The following is a 19,413-nucleotide window of genomic DNA, read 5'->3' on the forward strand; positions in this document are numbered from 1 at the left end:
GCCACCACGGGGAAAGCGTTGCTGCAACTGGGCTGGCGAAGCCGTGCCCGCGACACCGCGAGGGCGCCGCCGGCGAAAAGACGGATTGTTGACGCACTGCTGGCGCCAGCCGCGCCGGAGTCAGCGCGCCGACACTTCTGCCGGCTCGGGCAACAGCTCCAGCACCGCCTGCGCCAGCAGGTCCGGCTGGTACTTGGCGACGAAGCGGTCGGCCTTGACCTCCTTCACCATCGCCTCGTTGAAGATGCCGCTGAGCGAGCTGTGCAGCACCACCTTGAGCTGGCGCAGGCCCGGCGTCTCGCGGATCGCGCGGGTCAGCGCGTAGCCGTCCAGGCGCGGCATCTCGATGTCCGACACCACCAGCCTGACGCCATCGGCGGGGTCGCCCGCCGCGAGTTCCTGCAGGCGCTCGAGCGCTTCGCGGCCATCCGTCGCCACCACGCATTCAATGTTCATCTGCTTGAACAAGCCGACCAGCCGGCGGCGCGCGATCAGCGAATCGTCCACCACCATCACCCGTCGCGGCGACAGCGCACGGGTGTCGGCGGCGCGCTGCATCTGCATGGACAGCTCGGCCGGCGGGGCGTCGATGCTGGCCAGCACGTGCTCCACGTCGACCACCGCCATCAGCGCGCCGTCGATGCGGGTTACCGCATTGACCCGCGCACCGAAGCCCAGGTTGCTCGGCGGCGCTACCAGGGTTTCGCCCGCGCACTGCACCATGCGCTGCAGGTCCGCCACCAGGAAGCCCTGCACCGAGCGGTTGAATTCGGTCACCATCAGATGCGCCGAAGCCACCTCGCGCAGCGGCGCGTAGCCAAGTGCGGCGGCCAGATCGATCACCGGAATGGTCTGCCCGCGGTAGTCGCAGCTACCGGCCAGCAAGGCGTGCACGCCCGGCATGCGCTCCAGCGGTGGACGGCGCAGCACCTCGCGCACCTTGAACACGTTGATGCCGAACAGCTGCTCGTCGCCCAGCCGGAACAGCAGCATGGCCACCCGGTTGTGCCCGGCCAGCCGGGTGTGCTGCTCCACCTTTTCCAGCAACGTGCCGCCCATGCGCTCTCCTCGGGTGCGCTGCCGCCGCCGCGGCCGTACGCGGTGGCTATCGGCCGCAACACGGCGCACTTGAGCGCTGCCGTGCTTCGCTCCCTCCCTGCGCAGCAGGGTGTACCGACCGGGAGGGGTGCGCTCTTCGCCGCACTGGCATGCGACTTGCTTCCTCAAGTTTCGCAGCTTGCTGTCGATGCAGCGGTTGCACTTCCGCGCCACATACCCAAGGTGACCTCCGCCCCATGAGCCTGACCTGGACCACGCACCTCACTGCCCTGGTGGAGGCCGCCGTCGCGGGCGACGACGCGAAAGTCGCCGCGCTGCGACGGCGGTATCCGCGCGCGGCGCACGTGCTGGCTCCATTGCTGGCCCGCGTCGCCGCCCGGCCGCCTGCCTCGGTGGCGCTGCAGACCGTGGAGCAGCAGAGTCTGGTGCTTGGCGCAGTGCAGCAGCTGTCGCGCGAACAGGCGGCGCTGGCCAAGGCCGCCGGCGAGGGCTGCGGCAGCGTCGATCGTTTGACGGATGGCAGCGCCGGTATCTCGACGGCGCTGCAGCAGATCGGCACCGAACTCGACCAGGCCAGGCAGGCCGGGCAGGCCGGCGAACGCAGCGTCAGCGAGCTCGATGGCCAGCTGCGCCTGCTGCGCAGCGCGCTGTCGGCGATGAACCGCAACCAGAGCAAGCTGGCCGAGCAGGTAGCGCAGATCCGCCAGCTGATCGGCGTGGTGCAGGAGATCGCGCACCAGACCAACCTGGTGGCGCTGAACGCGGCGATCGAGGCGGCGCGTGCCGGCGAGGCGGGCCGCGGCTTCGCCGTGGTCGCCGACGAGGTCAAGCAGCTGGCGGAAAAAACCACGCTCACCACCACCGAAATCGAGGCCGTCACCGGCTCGATCGGCGATTTTTCGTTGCAGCTGGACGGTGACGTGCAGCACAGCCTGCAGCAACTGGAGCGCGCGCAGGCCGGCGTCGGCCAGTCCGGCGCCACCCTGCGCGAAGGCGGCGAAGCCGTGCAGGCCGCCGGCGCGCGCATCCACAAGCTGCAGCAGAACCACGATGTGCAGCACGCGCGCGCCACCGCGGCGCAGGCTGCGCTCGGCGCGCTGCAGCGCCGCGGCAACGAGGCGCGGCGCCAGTCCGACGCGCTGCATCGCGCCGCCCTGCTGGCGCACCGGCTGGGGCTGGACTGGCTGGAAGGCGAAAGCGGCCGCGACCCGGCCAGCCTCAGCCTGACCCTGCGCGAGGCGTCGCTGAACCTGCGCCAGGCAGCGGAGCTGGCCTTGCTGGAACCGGGCGCGCTGGATCGGCGCTGGTTCGATACCCACGCGATCAACCGCAGCGCCGACCGACTGGGCGCGCTGTACCAGGGCCACCCCGCCAGCGCCGGCCTGAGCGGCAGCGGCAGCCGCCTGTGCGAACAGGGCAACCGCTTCGTCACCCTGCTTTGCGACGGCCAGCTCGAACAGGCCGCCACGCTGTCGCAGCAGATGGAATCCGATCGCGAAGCGCTGCTCGGACAACTCGGCGCCTTGCTGGCGGACGCATGAGCAAAACCGGGCTCCTCGTCACCGGCTTGCTGCTCGCCGCGCTGGGCTTCGGCGCGTGGCCGCAGAGTGCCCGTGCCGACGGCACCACCGCCACCACGCAATCGCCCGACAGCGTACGCGCCGCGGCCGAACAGGCGGTGCGCGAGCACTACGCGCTGCCGGGCAGCCGGGTGGTGGTCAGCGCCGCGCCGCTCGACCTGCGCCTGCGCCTGGACGCCTGCCGCGAACCGCTGCGCGCCGTGGTGCCTGTCTATGCGGCGACCTCGTCGCGCCTGACCGTGCCGGTGCGCTGCCCGCAACCCGGCGGCTGGACCGTGCGCGTGCCGCTGCAGCTGCAACTGTTCCGCCACGTGCTGGTGACCAGCCGGCCGCTGCTGCGCGGCGACGGCCTGGGCGCCGCAGACGTGCACGCGGAGGAGCGCGACGTTGCCCGGCTCGGCTACGGCTACATCGACAACCTCGCCCAGGTGGCCGGCCGCACGCTGGCCCGCTCGCTGGCGCAGGGCAGCGTGCTTTCGCCCGGCGCACTGGGCGGCCGCCGCATGGTGCGTGCCGGCGACCGCGTGGAGATGGTGGCCAGGCTCGACGGCATCGAGGTACGCGCGACCGGCGTGGCGATGGGCAGCGGCGACAACGGCGCCCGCCTACGGGTGCGCAACGAAAGCTCGGGCAAGGTGGTCGACGCGATGGTCAGCGCCCCGGGCACGGTGGTCGCGCTGCCATGAGCGCCGCCAGCCGGCGCCGCCACGCCCGCCATTCACCGCTAAAGTTTCCGCGACTGCAGCCGATCTGTCGGTTACAGGGCCACACCCCAGCGAGCACGGACCCATGAATACGACCATTTCCAACAACGGCTTGCCGAAGTTCACGCAGACCACCGGCAGCGCGGGCAACGGCCCGGCCACCACGGCCAGCGGTTCGGCGGATGCCGCTAGCGCCGTGCCCAAGGCCGGCGACCAGCTCAAGCTGACCGACTCGGCCCTCGCGCTGCAGGAAGCCGCCCGGACCGACGACAGCACCGTGATCGACGCGGCGCGGGTGGAACGCCTGCGCCAGGCGCTGGCCGACGGCAGCTACAAGGTCGATGCCGGGCGCATCGCCGACCGCATGCTCGCGCTGGAACAGCAGCTCGGCGGCACGGGCAAGGCATGAACCGTCCGCTGCAGCACGAGCTGGACGACGCGCTGGCCGCGGTGCTGGGCGACATGCAGCAGGCGGTCGACCGGCTCGCGCAGGTGCTCGAAGCCGAGCGCACGGCGCTGGACGCCCGCGACAGCGACGCGCTGGACCAGGCCGGCACGCGCAAGCAGGCGCTGATGCTGCAACTGGAGCAGCTCGACGCCGAGCGTCGGCAGCTGGCGGCCGAGCAGCCGGCGGTGGCGGCCGCCTCGGCGGCTGGCTGGAGCCGCATCGTGCAGCGGCTGCAGTACTGCCACCTGCTCAACCAGCGCAACGGCAGCGTGGTCAGCCAGCGGCTGAGCCAGACGCGCCGCGCGCTGGCCGTGCTGACCGGCCACGCCGGCGAGAACGAACTCTACGGCCGCTCCGGCGAACTGCATGCCAGCCTGCGCTCGCAGGTGCTGGCGGCGGTATGACCTCGCGATGAGAGACCACGCCACCGGCTGCCCACGCAAACGATCCCCCCACTGACTGCGAAGCAGCCCTCCCCCGGCGCGCCCACCGTCAACCACGACGACCGATCATGAGCCAACCGAACGCTTCCTCCGCTGCCTCCCCCTCCATCGGCACGCCGGGTCGCGAGGGCTTGCCGACCTCGGTGCCGCTGCCAGTGTTGCGCGTGCCCATGCTCGACCGCGAGCGCCAGCTGTTCGCCTACGAGATCGTGTTCCACCGCGAGCCGGGCGACGAGCAGACCCTGCTGCAATGCGTGCTGTCGACCATCACCGACGGCGCGCTGACCCGGCTGGTGCGCGGCAACCGCGCATTCCTCAACATGCCGGCCGAGCTGTTGCCGGAAGACTCCGACGTGCTGCTGCACCAGCCGCGCCTCGGCGTGGTGCTGCTGCCGCACGTGGCTACCGACGCGCCGCTGATGAAGCACCTGCAGCAGATGGCGCAGCGCGGCTGCCAGTTCATGCTCGACGTGCCCGGCGCCGACCTGGAAAGCAGCCTGGCGCTGGAAACCCTGCTGCAGATGGTGCAGCTGGTGCGGCTGGACGCCAGCCACCTGAGCCCCGAACGGCTGAAGGAACGCGCCGGGGAGCTGCACCAGCGCGGCATCCAGGTGGTGGCCGGCCACGTCAACGACCATCTCTCCTACGAACGCTGCCTGGAGCTGCCGCTGAAGGCGATCCAGGGCCGCTACCTGCTGATCCCGCAACCGGTGGCGGTACCCGTGCTCACCGCCAATCGCCTGAGCATGCTGCGCCTGATGCGCGTGTTGCAGGAAAGCAACCCCGGCCCGGTGGAGCTGGGCAACATTGTGCGCGACGACGCGGTACTCAGCTACAAGCTGCTCAGCTGCGTCAACTCGGCCTATTTCGCGCTGCCGCGGCAATTGAAGTCGGTGCAGCAGGCGGCGATCTTCTTCGGTGTCATGCGCATGCGCAACTGGATCGACACCATGTCCATGTGCAGCATGGACGACCGTCCGCCGGAACTGCTGCGCGCCGCGCTGATCCGCGCGCACATGTGCGAGGAGCTGGCCACCGGCATGCCCAACGGCTATCCGGAGATGGCCTTCACCGTGGGCCTGTTCTCGCTGCTCGATACCCTGATGTGCGCGCCGATGGAGTTCCTGCTGACCCACCTGCGCCTGGTGCCGGAGATCAGCGATGCGCTGACCGGCCGCGGCGGGCCGTTCGCGCCACTGTTGAAACAGATCCTCGCCTGGGAAGCCGGCGAGCTGACCAGCGAGCACGCCGTGCCGCAGCGCATCCAGCGCATGGCCACGATCTACCTGGGTGCCACGCAGTGGGCCGATCAGGTGTTCGCCTCGGCCGACGGCAAGTCGGCGACGGCCTGAGGGAAGACGCGAAGCCCCCGCGCGTTCAACGCACGCGGCGCAGTCGCCAGCCGGTGAGCAGCAGGCCGCACAGCGCCAGCGCCAGCCAGCCAAGCATGTTGCGCGTGTCGTTGCCGAGCCAGAGCACGCCGGCTACGATGCCCACGGCCAGCGCCGCCAGGCCCAGCGCCAGCAGCGGCTCGCACCGGTTACGCTGGACCGCGAGCAGCACGAACGCCCCCAGCGACGCCAGCAGCACCGCCAGGATCCGCCAGCCGGTCACGAACTCCGGTGGAACCGGCAGATCCGGAAAGATGTCCAGCACCGGCACGTCGCCGACCTGCACGACGTAACCCTTGCCGTCGGCAGCTTCGGTGGCCGCCACCAGCCGGTCGCCATCCACGCGCGCGACCACGGTCAGCTCCTGCAGCGGCACCTCGCTCCAGCTCACCCGCACATCGCCCAGCCGCGGGTCGCCCGGCCGCGCGCTGGTCACCAGGTAGTCCTGGTAGCGACTGAAGCTGACCGCCAGGTTCGCCGGCAGTGCACCAGGGTCCGGCGTGACCTGCTGCGTGCCCGGTATCGCATGCAGTAGCACGGGCCCCAACCCGAACCCGCCGAGTCGCACCAGGCCGGCGTCGAACTGCTTACCGCTGAGCGGGAAGCCAACCGGATTCGCGTGGCCCTGCGGTTCCTCGAAACGGTCGGCGTCGAGCAGGTGGTCGACCCAGTCCAGTTCGTAGTGCACGCCGCTGCCGACGCGCACCTCGCGCCACTGGAACATCTCCACATGGCGCACCAGCACCGGGGTATTCGCCCGCAGGTTGAAATCCGGATCGCGCGGCGCCTCCACCACCGTCGGCGTACCGGTCACGCGCGCCATCGCACCGTGCTCGCCGCCGGCTGGCGGCGAGTTGGTGCCGAGGTCGATCACCGCGCCACCATGCAGGCCGGCTACCACGCGGTAGTTCAGCAGGCTGCGTTCGGTGGTTGCCGCCAGGCCGATGCCGGCCAGCAGCAGCAGCGCACCGATGACGTTCCATGCCAGCCCTTGCAGGGAGCCCGTCCTGCGCCCTTTCATCAGCCCGCTTCCGCCTGGCGGGGCGGCGGCATGCCGCGCAGGATGCGCTGCTCGTCGGCGGTGCCGAAGCGGCCGCGCCCATCGCGGGTCACCCGCGCCAGCGCGCAATCGTGGTCATGGGTGAAGAACAGCTGCACGCCGCGCGCCAGCTTGTCCTCCAGGAACACGCGCTTCTCGTCGATCAGCTTCTCCGGGTAGCGGTCGTAGCCCATGGTGATCGGCAGATGCACCCAGAAGCGGCCGGGGATCAGGTCGGCGCAGAACACCACGCCGCCGACCTCGGCCAGCATCAGGCCGGGCGTATGGCCATCCGAAAAGAACAGGCGCACCGACTCGCCCAGCGTCCGCGAATGTTCGCCATCGACCAGCTCCAGCCGGCCGCTGGCTTCCAGCAGTGGCTGCAGCTCCGGCACGAACGAGGCGCGGTCGCGCGGATGCGGCTGCAGCGCGCGGCGCCAGTGCTCCGCGCCCACCACGAACTGTGCGTTCGGGAACAGCAGCCGCGGCGGTTGGCCCTCTTCCCACGCCGCCAGCAAGCCGCCGGCATGGTCGAAGTGCAGGTGCGACAGCACCACCACATCGATGTTCTCGTGGCCGAGCCCGGCCTCGGCCAGCGAATCCAGCAGCACATGCCGCGACTCGACCACGCCGTAACGCTCGCGCAGCGCCGGCTCGAAGAACGCGCCGATGCCGGTCTCGAACAGCACGTTGCGCCCGCCCAGATCCTTCACCAGCAAACAGCGGCAGGCCAGCGGAATCCGGTTCTCCGCATCCGGCGCAATCCAGCGCGACCACAGCACCCGAGGAGCGTTGCCAAACATGGCGCCGCCGTCCAATTGCTGTGAGTTGCCCAGCAGAGACCAGAGTTCCATTTTCAGATACCTCGCGTTGCCACGGATTCGTCAGGAACGAATCCGGACGCCGCAGGCGGCCCTGCGCGCAGCGCAGGGTGAGGCCTATGGATGGGCCGAACACAAATCCGCAAGGAGCGGATTTGGACAGCCGAAGGCTGGCCCGAAGGGTGAGGCCCATGGATGGGCCGAACAAACATGGCGCCGCCGTCCAATTGCTGCGAATTGCCGGTGAGCAAGAACAATTCCATGGTCTGACCTTGCTGGGAACTTCGAAAAAACCTCGATTTGGACCGTCGTCCCAGCGAAAGCTGGGACCCAGTGACTCTGGCTCACCGAAACCCTGGGCGCTGGATCCCGGCTTTCGCCGGAATGACGAGCAATGGCCAGTTTTCGAAGGGCCTACTGCACCTTGCCCAGCCCCGAGGGCCGGCGCGGGTCGCTGGCGGCGTCGAGCCGGTTGGCCTTGCGGTCCCAGGTGACCACGTTCATGAAGCCCCACGATTCGCGCGGCTTCAACGTATAGCCCATCTTCGTCAGCGCCTCGCTGGCGGCGGCGTCGAACGTGCTGTCCTCCACCATCACCACGTCCGGCAGGTACTGGTGGTGGAAGCGCTTGTGCGCGGCGATCTGCTGCGCGCTCTCGCCGTCGATGAAATGCAGGATGCCTTCCAGCACCTGGGTGATGATGGTCGAGCCGCCAGGCGAGCCGATCACCGCGGTGCGGTCGGCGCCAATCACGATGCTCGGCGACATCGACGACAGCATGCGCTTGCCGCCCTTCGGCGCGTTCGCCGTGCTGCCTAGCAGGCCGTACACATTCGGCTTGTCCGGCACCAGCGCGAAGTCGTCCATCTCGTCGTTGAGCAGCACGCCGGTGCCGGCGGCGACGAAGCCCGAACCCATCGTGTAGTTCACCGTGGAAGTCACCGCGGCCATGTTGCCGTCGGCGTCGATGATCGAGAAGTGGGTGGTGTGCATGCCCGGCTCCGGCGCCTCGGCGCGCGGCAGCATCGACGACGGCGTGGCCTTGTCGGGCAGGATGCCCTGGCGCAGGCCGGCGGCGTAGTACGGCGACAGCAGCATGTCCAGCGGCATCTGCACGAAGTCCGGGTCGCCCAGGTAGTCGTTGTGGTCGCGGAACGCGCGGCGCATCGCCTCGATGATGTAGTGCGCGCGCGTGGCGGCATCCATCTTGGTCAGGTCGTAGCCGGACAGGATGTTGAGGATCTCGGCGATCGCCACGCCGCCGGAGGACGGCGGCGGTGCGGTGACGATCCTGTAGCCGCGGTAGTCGACGCTGATCGGCGTGCGCTCCTTGGCCTGGTAACTGGCCAGGTCGGCCGGCGTCCAGTTGCCGCCGGCGGCGCGTACCGCCTCGACCAGCTTCTGCGCGACCTCGCCCCGATAGAAACCGTCGTGACCGTGCGCAGCGAGCAGTTCCAGCGTGCGCGCCTGGTCCGGGTCGCGCCAGACCGCGCCTTCCGCCGGCGGCTTGCCGCCCGGCAGGTACTTGGCGGCCGACGCGGGCCAGCGCTCGAGATCCTTCTGCGTGCCGGCGATCGCGCCGCGCAGGCGCTCGTCCGGCTGAAAGCCGTCACGCGCGATGCGGATCGCCGGCGCCAGCGACTGCGCCAGCGGCAGCCGTCCATAGCGGCTGGACAGCAGCGCCAGCCCGGCCGGCTGGCCCGGAATGCCGGCCGACAGCGGTCCGCGCAGCGCGGCGTCGCGGTTCGGGCTGCCGTCCGGGTTGAGGTAATCCTTCGGGTTCACTGCCGCCGGTGCAGTCTCGCGCGCGTCGATGAAGACGTCGCGGCCGTCCTTCGCCAGGTGCAGCACGGCCATGAAGCCGCCGCCGGTGCCGGAGCTTTCCGGCTCCACGATCGACAACGTGGCCGCCACCGCCACCGCCGCGTCGAACGCATTGCCGCCCCTGGCCAGCACTTCGAGGCCGGCTTCGGTGGCGTGGAAGTTCGCGCTGGCGACGGCCGCGTGACCGGGACGCAGCGACGCGGCGTGGGCCGGTGCGGGCGGCGCCGCCTTCGGCGTGACATCGGCGGCGAACGCGCTGCCGCCAGCCAGCAGCAGGCTCAGGGCGAGCACGCGCCAGTTCATGGAAAACCTCATGCCGCGGACTCCTTGGCCATCAGCTGACGGTACTTGAGTTCAAGCTGCTCGCGCGATTCGGCATGCTCGGAATCGCTGACGATGCATTCGACCGGGCATACCGCCACGCATTGCGGTTCGTCATGATGACCGACGCATTCGGTGCACAACGAGGGGTCGATCACGTAAAACTCCTCGCCCAGCGAGATCGCCTGGTTCGGGCAGGCCGGTTCGCAGACGTCGCAATTGACGCAGGTGTCGAGGATCTTCAGGGACATGGGGTCGGAGCCGCGGCGGACGAGGGAAACGGGAAGGAGAAACGGCCACCGCGCAGCCTCCCCTTCCCCCACCTGCACCCGCGGCGGCGTGCTTACATCGCGACGAAGCGCACCGTGGCGCCGGTCGGCTTCAGCACGTCATCGACGCGCTGCTGGTCGGCCTGGTCGCCGATGAACAGGACGATCACGTCCTTGAACGAACCGGGCTTGGCATCCTTGAACGCCGCAGCCACCAGGTCCGCGGTCTTGGCCGAATCCGGGCCGGCGAACACCAGCATGTTGCCCGGCAGCACGCCGCGAGCCACGGTGTCCTCCACGTTCGACAGCTGACGGCCACGACCCGCCACCGCCTCCTCCGAATCGCCGCCCGGCACCAGGTACGGGTACGGGCGGTCGGCCTTCATGCCCTGCATGTTGTTCTGCACGATCTGGCCGAGGTAGGCGTTCCACGCCTTGGTGTCGTTCGGGTCGGTCGGCTTGGTCGCCTGCTGGCTGGTCTGCCGGCCGGCCTGCTCGGCGGATTCTTGCTTGCCGCAGGCGCTCAGGATCAGGCTGGCGGTCAGCGCGAGGGCAGCGATGAGAGCGAACTTACGCATGGTGGTCACCTTTTGTTTCGGGTTGCTTGTTGAAGTCGGAACGGCTCTGTTGCCAGCGCTGCCGCATGGCCTGTTGTACCGCCGGATGCACGAAACTGGAGATGTCGCCGCCGAGGCGACCGATCTCGCGCACCAGCGAGGACGAGATGAAACTGTATTGTTCGGCCGGCGTCAGGAACAGCGTTTCCGCCTGCGGAATCAGATGCCGGTTCATGCTGGCCAGCTGGAATTCGTATTCGAAATCCGACACTGCGCGCAGCCCGCGGATGATCACGCCGGCACCGACCTCCTGCACGAAGGTGGCCAGCAGGCAATCGAAGCCGCGCACCTCCACGTTCGGCAGGTCGGCCAGCGCCAGCCGCGCCAGGGTGATCCGCTCGCCGATGCTGAAACCCGGACCCTTGTTGGAACTGTCGGCCACCGCCACCACCACGTGATCGAACAGGTGCGCGGCGCGCGTCACCAGGTCGGTGTGCCCGTTGGTGATCGGATCGAAGGTGCCTGGATAGACGGCCAGGCGCGAGTTGCCCAAAGTTTTGCTCACGAGTAGGGAAGCGGCAGTGGTTGTGGCCCTAGCTTAACGGAAGCGCGCGCCGATAGAGCGCAAAGCGCACCTCGCCGGCGTGACCCTCGCGATGCAGCTGCCAGGTCGGCGGCAGGGTCGGGGCCTGGCCGCGCGGCGACTCCACGTAGATCCAGCTCCGTTCGGCCAGCCAGCCGCCCTGTTCCAACTGGCGCGCCAGCGTCGGCCACAACTGCAGCGCAAACGGCGGGTCGAGGAAGACCAGGTCGTACACCTGCGCCGCGCCGTGCAGGAACGCCTCCGCCTCCAGCGCCGCCACCTGGCCGCCGTCGGCCTTGAGCCGCGCGAGGTTTGCGCGCAGCGCCTGCGCCGCCTGCCTGTCACGCTCGACGAACTGCACGCTGGCCGCGCCGCGCGACAGCGCCTCGATGCCGAGCGCACCGGTGCCGGCGCACAGGTCCAGGCAACGCGCGCCGCCGAGCACCGGCGCCAGCCAGTTGAACAGGGTTTCGCGTACCCGCTCGGGGGTGGGCCGCAGGCCGGGCAGCTCCGGCACTTCCAGCCGCGAATTGCGCAGGCTGCCGCCGATGATGCGGATGCGCCCCGACGCGCTGCGGCGCGCACCGTTCATGCCGTCGCGCCCTCAGCGGCCAGTACAGGTTGGAGTGTTAGCATGCCGCCCATTGTCTTTGAATCACCGCCGCGATGCTCAAGTTCTGGAAGAAAAAGCCCACCGAAGCGGGGCCCGCCGACAAGCAGGCAGAGCACGCCGCCGCCGTTGCGCCGGAAAGCGGCGACGGCGTGCTGCACGAGGCGCTGGCCGAAATCGCCGCGCCGGCGGAAACCCGGCCTGAAACCGAGCGTTTCGTGGCGCCGGCCGCCGTGGCTGCCGAAGCGGCGGCGCCGACCAGGCGCAGCTGGCGCGAACGGTTGGCCGACAGCGGCTTCGCACGCAGCCTCGGCTCGCTGTTCGTGCGCCATCCGAAGCTCGACGACGACCTGCTCGACGAGCTGGAAACCGCTCTGATCACCGCCGACGTCGGCATCGAGGCCAGCACCGAGCTGGTCGAGAGCCTGCGCAAGCGCATGCACAAGCGCGAATTCGCCGACGCGCCGGCGCTGCTGGCCGCGCTGCGCCAGGCGCTGCTGGCCCTGCTCAAGCCGGTCGAGCAGCCGCTGCAGGTAGACGGCAGGAAGCCGTTCGTGGTGCTGGTGGTCGGCATCAACGGTGCCGGCAAGACCACCACCATCGGCAAACTGGCGCGCCGCTGGCGCGACGAGCAGCGCGCGGTGATGCTGGCCGCCGGCGACACCTTCCGCGCCGCCGCGGTCGAGCAACTGAAGACCTGGGGCAAGCGCAACGCGGTGCCGGTGATCTCGCAGGGCCAGGACGCCGACGCCGCCAGCGTGATCTTCGACGCGCTGCAGGCCGCGCGCTCGCGCGGCGCCGACCTGCTGATCGCCGACACCGCCGGCCGGCTGCACACCCAGGGCGGGCTGATGGACGAGCTGGGCAAGATCGCCCGCGTGCTGAAGAAGCTCGACGCCGACGCGCCGCACGAGGTGCTGATGGTGATCGACGGCACCACCGGCCAGAACGCGGTCAGCCAGGTGCGCCAGTTCCGCCAGATCGTCGGCGTCACCGGGCTGGCGGTGACCAAGCTCGACGGCACCGCCAAGGGCGGCGTGGTGTTCGCGCTGGCACGCGAGTTCGGCCTGCCGATCCGCTTCGTGGGCCTGGGCGAAAGCGCCACCGACCTGCGTCCGTTCGAAGCCGCGGCGTTCGTCGACGGTCTGCTGCCGGCCAGCCTCGGCGGCGGGGCGCAGGGCCATGACTGAATCATGCCGGCGAGGCTGAGCGCATGCCGCGCCGACTGCGTCTGACCCTGCTGGTCCTCGGCGGCTTCGCGCTGGCGTTGCTGCTGGCCGCGGTGATCGCGGTCTATATCCTGCTGCAGCCGGAACGCTTCACCCACATGCTGCAGTCCCAGGCGCGCAGCGCCGGACTCGAACTGAACCTGGCCAGCCCGGCCAGCCCGACCCTGTTCCCGCGGCCGGCGCTGGACCTGGACGGCATCACGCTCAATGCCGCAGGCGCCGGCGCACCGATCCTGCTGGCCGCACACGGCCAGCTGGTGCTGCCGTGGCATACCGTGCTGGGCGGCCCCACGGTCATCTCACAACTGCACATCGAGTCGCCGCGGGTCGACCTCGACGCGCTGCAGGAATGGCTCGCCGCGCTGCCCGCGCAGCCCGACGGCGTGCCGCCGAACATCCCGCGCATCGACACCGGTGTCAGCGTCAGCCGCGGCAGCGTGGTGCGCGGCAACCAGGTGCTGCTCGGCAATGTCTCGCTCGAAGCCGGCAGCCTGGTTTCCGGCCAACCGTTCCCGCTCAGCCTGTCCGCCACCACCGCCGCGGGCACGCCACTGCGGCTGCGGCTGTCCGCCACGCCACGCATCGAGGGCAACGCGCTGCAGCTCGACAACATCACCTTGCACCTGTCGCAGGGCAGCGCGACCACGCTAGCGCTCACCGGCAACGCGCACTGGCATGGCGCCGCCGACGCCGCCGCCAACCTCGCCGGCAAACTCGACCAGGCCAATGCCGGCCAGTACGACGTCTCGCTGCTGCTGACTCCTGCCGACCAGAGCAATCCACTGCTGCTTGCGCTGAAGCTCGACGGCCCCGCCAATCACGCCGACCTGCGCCTGCCGCCGCTGGCGCTGGCGCATTGGTGGAGCCAGCTGGACAACCCGCAGGGGCCGCAGCTGAGCGTGCCGCCGGGCAGCGGCCACGCCGAGATCGCGCAGTTGCAGGCCGGCAGCATCAGCATCGAAGGCCTGACCATCCGTGCCGGCACGGACGTGCCCGCGGCTGCCGCCACGGTCGCCGCGCCGGCGAGCAAGCCTGTCGCCGGCAAACCATCGCCATGAGTGCATCGCTGGCTGCCCGCCTGCTGCGCTGGTTCGACCGGCACGGCCGCAAGGACCTGCCCTGGCAGCACGCGCTCGACGACGGTCGGCGCGACGCCTATCGCGTATGGCTGTCCGAGGTGATGCTGCAGCAGACCCAGGTGGCCACCGTGATCGGCTACTTCGAACGCTTCGTCCGCACGCTGCCCACCCTGCGTGATCTTGCCGCCGCCGATGAGGACACCGTGCTGGCGCTGTGGTCGGGCCTCGGCTACTACCGTCGCGCGCGCTTCCTGCATCGCGCCGCACTGATCTGCGCGGAACGGCACGACGGTGAACTGCCGCGCGACTTCGCCGCACTCGCCGCCCTGCCCGGCATCGGCCGCTCCACCGCTGGCGCGATCCTCGCCCAGGCGCACGGGCTGCGCTTCCCCATCCTCGACGGCAACGTCAAGCGCGTGCTGGCGCGCTGGCACGGCATCCACGGCTATCCCGGCGACAGCGCGGTGGAAAAACAGCTGTGGCAACACGCCGAGGCGCACACGCCGAAGGCCCGCGTGGCCGACTACACCCAGGCGATCATGGATCTGGGCGCCACCGTCTGCATGCGCGCGCGCGCGCACTGCGAAGCCTGCCCGCTGGCCGCCGACTGCGTCGCCCGCCGCGACGGCCTCACCGCGCTATTGCCCAGCCGCAAACCGGCGAAATCCATTCCCACCCGCGCCACCGTGATGCTGGTCCTGCGCGACCGCCATGGCCGCGTGCTGCTGGAACGGCGCGGTCCGCATGGCGTGTGGTCCGGCCTGTGGAGCCTGCCCGAGGCCAGCGACCCGGATGGCGCCTGGCGCATCGCGCAGCAGCACGCACGGGTCGACGACGCGCAGGCGCTAGCCCCGTTCACCCACGTCTTCAGCCACTACCGGCTCGCCATCGAGCCGCTGCTGTTCGACCACGCGACAGCGCAGCGCGGCATCGCCGATAATCCGCAGCTGCGCTGGTGCGATGCCGACGAACTGGGCGCACTGGGACTACCCGCCCCAGTCCGCACCCTGCTCCAGAACATCCAGCTCCAAAACATCGTGTAGGAGCGCACCCTGTGCGCGATGCTCTCCACTTCGATCGACATAAGAGCATCGCGTACAGGGTGCGCTCCTACCGATACCCGCAAAGCCCCGAGGAAACCCCATGAGCCGTACCATTCACTGCGCCAAGCTCGGCATCGACGCCGAAGGCCTGGACTTCGCCCCTTGGCCCGGCCCGCTCGGCCAGCGCATCTACGCCGAGATTTCCAAGCGTGCCTGGCAGCAATGGCTGGCCCATCAGACCACCCTGATCAACGAATACCGGCTCAACCCGCTCGACCCGAAGGCGCGCAAATACCTCGGCGAGCAGATGGAGAAATTCCTGTTTGGCGGCGACTTCGACCATGCCGCCGGCTTCACTCCACCCAACCTGGAGTCTTGACGAAAAGCCGCGCATTCGGTCTAATGCGCGGCTCCACGCATCATCGGCAAGCCATCGCAGCTGCCCTGATCGCCAGCTTCCCGGCCGGGTAGCTCAGTTGGTAGAGCAGGGGATTGAAAATCCCCGTGTCGGCGGTTCGATTCCGTCCCCGGCCACCATTTACGACAGCGTTCAAGCCCACTTTCTCAGCGGGTTTTTCGAAGCTGCACGTATTTCATCCGCAGGAACAGCCCGGCAAGCAGCAGACCGAGGCTGAACATGCCCAGTTCACCCGGCTCCGGTACCGACACGGGCGGAGGGTCGACGCACGGCCCGCTGCCGCTGGCGCCGACTCCGTCCCCCGACACGATCCAGCCGCTGCAGCCGCCGACGACGCCCTGCACGTGTGCCACCGATGACCAGCGGTTACCGTTCTCCACAAACGGATTCCCGGTCAGCAGGTGCGAGAACGTCAGATCATAGGTCGCTGAATTGCCGGCCATGAACTGGCTGCCGGACGACCAGCCGAACGCAAGGTTGAACATGCCCGGCACTGAGCCGGTATTGAAACCGCTCGCGTTGTATAGCGTGCCGTTGCTCGCGCAAGCACCTGCGGTGCATGTGATCCCGGAGGAAGAGAGCACCTGATCGAGATAGAAGGCCCAGCCGACCGTGGATTTCTTGCTGCTCAACCCCTGTACAAAATCCGGCCCGGTCAAGTGGGAGGTCAGCACCAGCGTTCCGGTGCCCGAACCCACGGAAGATGTGAACTCGGCAGTGAGCCAGGGCGCACTGCTGCCATCCGGCGTGTTGCCGGCAAAAACGGTATTCAGATTGATACTGGCTGAGATCGGGGTCGCGGCGACCTGCAAGGGCAGCACGGTCAGTGCGGCCAGAGCAATGCCAGTCAGAACCAGGATCCTTTTCATGGTGTTTGACCTCCGTCGAGACTTGTCGCCGTCCGTCGCCAGGCAGCCCGGGACCTTTGAACCCCGGGTATCCATCGTTACCGGCAAGCACACTCCCGCAGACAGTTTTAGAAGCACATTCCAGGCCAAGCCCACAAGCCGCTGGTTTGATTGAATTCGTGCTTGTTTCCAGCCAACAAACGCTGCAATTTTGTAAATTCTTCCGACAGTTTCGCCACCGGCGACGCAGCCCCGGGGCGAACAGGGATTACAGGACGGACCACCGAGGCTCGAGCGCCGACCAAGGCGCGGGACGTTTTTTCGCGTTGCCGCAGGACTGCGGACGAACCGTTTCAAAGATTGATCCGCGCCGTCGCCAGAGATTGCGTACGCTGGCAGACCAAGAGGGACGCAGGTTCAGGACGCCCGCGATCACCGCAGCCCGGCGTAGTCCTGCATGGAGGGTGGCGCCAGGCCGGTGCTGCAGCGGCGACCAACGATTCGCTGCGCCTGCTCAGCGAGCTTGCGCCCTATTGGAAGGATGTGACGGGTTGATGGCCCATAGCCATGCCATGCATCTGCTGAGTGCCCTGGCGATGCCGACGTTCGAGCTGCTCGACGCCTTGCACGTTCGACCCGGCAGAGACTGTCACCAAGCCTAGGCTGACCAGGCAAGCTCCGAACCGGCCATCCGGCACGGATCAACGCCATAGCTGGCTTTCAAAAAGCCCGCGATCAGGGAGCCTCGCAGTTGCTCGGGCTCGAACCCGAAGCGATGCGAGAATTTGCTGGCGGGGAGCGGGTTGTCACGCGCATCAGCGAGCCCTCGTGGCAACTCGTCTTTCGCCAGCCCCTCAAGCAGACGAAGGCGCAAGGGCACCACCGGATTGTTTCGCACCATGGGGTAACTTGTCGGCGTCGCGAATTGCTCGAAGCCGTAACAACGTACATAGAACTGAACATGCCGCGGATGCACCCCGATGACGATATCGGTCAAGCCGGCATGCAATGCATGGTGGACAGCCCAGCGCATCATACCGAACAGAACCCCGACGCCACGCGACGCGCCCCGGCGGCGATCCGCCAGCATCCCCACCTCAAGCAGGCGACGGCCCTTTCGCCGCAGTTCGTCCAGAGGTCCCGCGTATACGCTGTCCAGCGCGAGTCCCATGGGGTTGTCGCGGAACAGTGACATCGTGTAGCCGACTTCCTGTCCCTCTGCTCCCCATATCACACACGTATGCTTTCCCACGGCAGAGGGGACGGCATGCATGCCAAACGGGTTTTCGTCAATCAGCCCCATTTGCGAATAGCGCTCGTACACCAGCCGCCAGGCCGATTCCACCTGCTCAAGGCTGGTCGCGCAGAAACAGGGCTGCTCACCGGCGCGCAGCGCCGAACGATTGAGGCGCGCCGTAATGTCGACGACTGTCTCGGGTATTTCTACCGATTTGATTAAATTCATGCTTCAGTCGCCGGTCAGGGACGCGTTATTTCAAGGCATACTGCCCCCTTGACAACGCGGAGTCGCCCCCGTGTCTGTCGACGTCATCCAAGACGGGTATCGGTGCTGCAATGAATGTGTCTTCGCCACGCGACCAATGCAACGTGGTTTGACAAGGCGTGGCCATTCAAGTGCAAAAGGCCTCGCGTCGTGCTCGATTGTACGACCCCGTATACGATGATAGTGTGAACAGCGTCGCCATACGCGAAGACCCTCAGGAACCCGATCGTGTCCCGCTTCGCGCTGCACGTCGGCAGCCGAACATCGGCATGCGGCACGCGAGCGTTGCCACGATGGTGTTGGTCCGACAGGTGGCCACGCATGCGCCGACGTCGATCACGGCGGTCTCGCCTGGAAGACGCATCTTGGTGCACGCCGCTACCCCTGCGTATAGTGCTCATGTGGGCGAGCTGATTGCCGGGTACGCAAGGTAACCGTGATCGGCCGGAAGCAGTTGTCATATCGGACGGATGCGGACCGTGGATCGGCATACGAAAGAAGGCATTCTGTGCGCAGGCATTGCCGCACCCTCGGCGGACAACTCGCAGCCGTGGCGTTTCGCGTGGCGCGGCGACGACCTGGACCTTCGGATCGACGCCAGCCGCAGCGGCCACGGATCCGATACCCGATATGTCCTTAGCGACCTGGCCGCCGGCGCGTGCCTGGAAAACATGATCGTCCACGCGCGGTCGCTCGGTTATGCGGCGGACCTGCAGCCCTTCCCGCAGCCCGACGACGAGCTGTGGGTCGCCCGCATCCGTTGGCGCCACGATCCCGAGCAGCCTCCCCACGAGCCGCTGGCTGGTGCCATCGCGCAGCGTCACACCGACCGCCGTTTTCCCTGGAGCGGCCCGATCACCGCCGATGCGCAAGCGCACCTGAATGCGCAGGCCCAGCTGATTCCTGGGCAGCGGCTTTGGTGGCCACAGACACCGCGTGAGAGAAATGCGGCACTGGATGTCATCAGGCAGGCCGAAACGCTGCGTTTCAGCAGCCCGACGCTGCACGCAGAACTGTTTTCGAGTATCCGCTTCGCCGTCGGCTGGCACTCCGCCTGCGAGGAAGGCCTGGCCCCGGCGACGCTGGCCGTGGAGCCGCCGCTGCGCCCGGTCTTCCAGATGCTGCGCCGTCCCGCGATGATGAGCATGTTCAACCGGCTGGGCGCGGCATCGGTTCTGGGGTGGCGCTCGGCCTGGCTGCCGATCCGGTTGTCGCCCGGTCTCTGCCTGCTCGTCATTCCGTCCACGACCCGATCCGACGTACTCGCTGGTGGCCGCGCCCTGCAGCGCGCGTGGCTTCAGGCCACCCTCGACGGGTTGTCGGTCCAGCCGTATGCGGCGGCAGGGGTTCTCGGCCTGGGGTTCGTAGCCGTCGAACCGGCCTTTCAGCGACCGCTCTCGCGTCTGGGCGCGGCCCTGCACGACCTGTGCGCGCCGGGGTACGGGCTCGTGTTCTTGCGGCTTGGCCACGTACGGTCCGCACCGCGCGGTCGCAGCGGGCGACGAGCGCTCGAAAGTTTTGGTGCCTTCCACCAATAGCCTGGTCAGGCGCGACCTCCGCCTGTATGCGACGGCCCTCAGGCATTGCGCGCCCCTGGTTTTTCGCCCCTCCCACGCAGGGCGCTGGCGATGGAACGTCGAAAC

At 68.6% G+C, this 19,413-nt stretch carries 20 protein-coding genes and 1 tRNA gene; 11 read left to right on the top strand and 10 right to left on the bottom strand.

Annotated elements, in window-relative coordinates; genetic code table 11:
- Positions 1–120: 120 nt before the first annotated feature.
- The gene (locus LRK53_RS15180) at positions 121–1,059 is read right to left on the bottom strand and encodes a chemotaxis protein (RefSeq protein ID WP_235642362.1); all 939 of its coding nucleotides are present in this window, start codon (positions 1,057–1,059) and stop codon (positions 121–123) included.
- Positions 1,060–1,295: 236 nt separating this feature from the next.
- On the opposite strand from LRK53_RS15180, the gene LRK53_RS15185 reads away from it, so the two are divergent.
- The 5 genes from LRK53_RS15185 (at position 1,296) to LRK53_RS15205 (ending at position 5,586) form a co-directional block, all read left to right on the top strand.
- Complete coding sequence (locus LRK53_RS15185) at positions 1,296–2,600, top strand: methyl-accepting chemotaxis protein (protein ID WP_027492135.1); 1,305 nt, start codon at positions 1,296–1,298, stop codon at positions 2,598–2,600.
- On the top strand, positions 2,597–3,325 hold the full coding sequence (flgA, locus tag LRK53_RS15190; protein ID WP_235642363.1) for a flagellar basal body P-ring formation chaperone FlgA: 729 nt from the start codon (positions 2,597–2,599) through the stop codon (positions 3,323–3,325). Before LRK53_RS15185 ends, flgA begins: the two co-directional genes overlap by 4 nt.
- Positions 3,326–3,428: 103 nt before the next feature.
- The gene (flgM, locus tag LRK53_RS15195; protein ID WP_037089290.1) at positions 3,429–3,752 is read left to right on the top strand and encodes a flagellar biosynthesis anti-sigma factor FlgM; all 324 of its coding nucleotides are present in this window, start codon (positions 3,429–3,431) and stop codon (positions 3,750–3,752) included.
- Complete coding sequence (locus LRK53_RS15200) at positions 3,749–4,195, top strand: flagella synthesis protein FlgN (protein WP_027492137.1); 447 nt, start codon at positions 3,749–3,751, stop codon at positions 4,193–4,195. The genes flgM and LRK53_RS15200 overlap by 4 nt, the downstream gene beginning before the upstream one ends.
- Positions 4,196–4,302: 107 nt before the next feature.
- The gene (locus LRK53_RS15205; RefSeq protein ID WP_027492138.1) at positions 4,303–5,586 is read left to right on the top strand and encodes an EAL and HDOD domain-containing protein; all 1,284 of its coding nucleotides are present in this window, start codon (positions 4,303–4,305) and stop codon (positions 5,584–5,586) included.
- Positions 5,587–5,611: 25 nt separating this feature from the next.
- Here the strand turns inward: LRK53_RS15205 and LRK53_RS15210 are convergent, their stop codons facing one another.
- From LRK53_RS15210 to rsmD, 7 genes are all read right to left on the bottom strand, one after another.
- Positions 5,612–6,646 carry a TMEM43 family protein gene (locus LRK53_RS15210; protein WP_235642364.1) on the bottom strand — a complete coding sequence of 345 codons (1,035 nt, stop codon included), beginning with the start codon at positions 6,644–6,646 and terminating at the stop codon, positions 5,612–5,614.
- A complete protein-coding gene (locus LRK53_RS15215; protein WP_027491063.1) occupies positions 6,646–7,518 on the bottom strand; it encodes an MBL fold metallo-hydrolase in 873 nt (290 codons plus the stop codon). The genes LRK53_RS15210 and LRK53_RS15215 overlap by 1 nt, the downstream gene beginning before the upstream one ends.
- A gap of 381 nt (positions 7,519–7,899) precedes the next feature.
- A complete protein-coding gene (gene ggt / locus LRK53_RS15220) occupies positions 7,900–9,624 on the bottom strand; it encodes a gamma-glutamyltransferase (RefSeq protein ID WP_027491064.1) in 1,725 nt (574 codons plus the stop codon).
- Positions 9,621–9,881 carry a YfhL family 4Fe-4S dicluster ferredoxin gene (locus tag LRK53_RS15225; RefSeq protein WP_027491065.1) on the bottom strand — a complete coding sequence of 87 codons (261 nt, stop codon included), beginning with the start codon at positions 9,879–9,881 and terminating at the stop codon, positions 9,621–9,623. Before LRK53_RS15225 ends, ggt begins: the two co-directional genes overlap by 4 nt.
- 92 nt (positions 9,882–9,973) lie before the next feature.
- Positions 9,974–10,477 carry a hypothetical protein gene (locus LRK53_RS15230; protein ID WP_027491066.1) on the bottom strand — a complete coding sequence of 168 codons (504 nt, stop codon included), beginning with the start codon at positions 10,475–10,477 and terminating at the stop codon, positions 9,974–9,976.
- On the bottom strand, positions 10,470–11,021 hold the full coding sequence (gene coaD, locus LRK53_RS15235) for a pantetheine-phosphate adenylyltransferase (RefSeq protein WP_235642365.1): 552 nt from the start codon (positions 11,019–11,021) through the stop codon (positions 10,470–10,472). Before coaD ends, LRK53_RS15230 begins: the two co-directional genes overlap by 8 nt.
- Before the next feature lie 28 nt (positions 11,022–11,049).
- The gene (gene rsmD / locus LRK53_RS15240; RefSeq protein WP_027491068.1) at positions 11,050–11,631 is read right to left on the bottom strand and encodes a 16S rRNA (guanine(966)-N(2))-methyltransferase RsmD; all 582 of its coding nucleotides are present in this window, start codon (positions 11,629–11,631) and stop codon (positions 11,050–11,052) included.
- Between the two features lie 74 nt (positions 11,632–11,705).
- Between rsmD and ftsY the strand changes: the two genes are divergently transcribed.
- The 5 genes from ftsY (at position 11,706) to LRK53_RS15265 (ending at position 15,537) form a co-directional block, all read left to right on the top strand.
- A complete protein-coding gene (ftsY, locus tag LRK53_RS15245; protein WP_037088715.1) occupies positions 11,706–12,839 on the top strand; it encodes a signal recognition particle-docking protein FtsY in 1,134 nt (377 codons plus the stop codon).
- 23 nt (positions 12,840–12,862) lie between these two features.
- The gene (locus tag LRK53_RS15250) at positions 12,863–13,936 is read left to right on the top strand and encodes an AsmA family protein (RefSeq protein ID WP_027491069.1); all 1,074 of its coding nucleotides are present in this window, start codon (positions 12,863–12,865) and stop codon (positions 13,934–13,936) included.
- A complete protein-coding gene (gene mutY / locus LRK53_RS15255; RefSeq protein WP_027491070.1) occupies positions 13,933–15,000 on the top strand; it encodes an A/G-specific adenine glycosylase in 1,068 nt (355 codons plus the stop codon). Before LRK53_RS15250 ends, mutY begins: the two co-directional genes overlap by 4 nt.
- 100 nt (positions 15,001–15,100) lie before the next feature.
- Positions 15,101–15,379, top strand: coding sequence for an oxidative damage protection protein (locus LRK53_RS15260; protein WP_027491071.1), 279 nt, complete (start codon positions 15,101–15,103; stop codon positions 15,377–15,379).
- Between the two features lie 82 nt (positions 15,380–15,461).
- A tRNA-Phe gene (locus LRK53_RS15265) sits at positions 15,462–15,537 on the top strand.
- Positions 15,538–15,564: 27 nt separating this feature from the next.
- Here the strand turns inward: LRK53_RS15265 and LRK53_RS15270 are convergent.
- Positions 15,565–16,287, bottom strand: a complete 723-nt coding sequence (locus LRK53_RS15270; RefSeq protein ID WP_027491072.1) for a hypothetical protein — start codon at positions 16,285–16,287, stop codon at positions 15,565–15,567.
- Between the two features lie 637 nt (positions 16,288–16,924).
- Positions 16,925–17,731, bottom strand: coding sequence for an N-acyl amino acid synthase FeeM domain-containing protein (locus LRK53_RS15275; protein ID WP_235642366.1), 807 nt, complete (start codon positions 17,729–17,731; stop codon positions 16,925–16,927).
- Positions 17,732–18,240: 509 nt separating this feature from the next.
- Between LRK53_RS15275 and LRK53_RS15280 the strand changes: the two genes are divergently transcribed.
- On the top strand, positions 18,241–19,308 hold the full coding sequence (locus LRK53_RS15280) for a nitroreductase family protein (RefSeq protein ID WP_027491074.1): 1,068 nt from the start codon (positions 18,241–18,243) through the stop codon (positions 19,306–19,308).
- Positions 19,309–19,413 lie beyond the last annotated feature (105 nt).

Source organism: Rhodanobacter thiooxydans, from assembly GCF_021545845.1.
Lineage (GTDB): Bacteria > Pseudomonadota > Gammaproteobacteria > Xanthomonadales > Rhodanobacteraceae > Rhodanobacter.